A 239-nucleotide genomic window follows, 5' to 3' on the forward strand; every position below is an offset into this window, starting at 1 on the left:
TTCGGTATTGCCGCCGGCTCGGTGGTGGTGATGGCGCTGGTACTGGCGCGCGAGCTGCCGCACCTGGCACCGTCCACGTCGTTGCGGTATCCGGCGTTGCTGCGTTCGCTGGCCCACCTGTGGCGTGGACTGCCGCAGCTGCGCCGTGCGGTGTTCGCGCAGGGGCTGCTGGCGGTGGGCTGCTGGGCGTTCTGGTCGACGTTGGCGGTCATGCTGCACGACCGCTCCCAGCTGGGCAG

General features: G+C 70.7%; 1 pseudogene. It reads left to right on the top strand.

Annotated features, from left to right (window positions below):
• A pseudogene (locus ACQG3P_RS22925) lies at positions 1-239 on the top strand (MFS transporter); the annotation flags it as partial.

Source organism: Stenotrophomonas sp. SrG (assembly GCF_050031795.1).
Taxonomy (GTDB): domain Bacteria; phylum Pseudomonadota; class Gammaproteobacteria; order Xanthomonadales; family Xanthomonadaceae; genus Stenotrophomonas; species Stenotrophomonas rhizophila_A.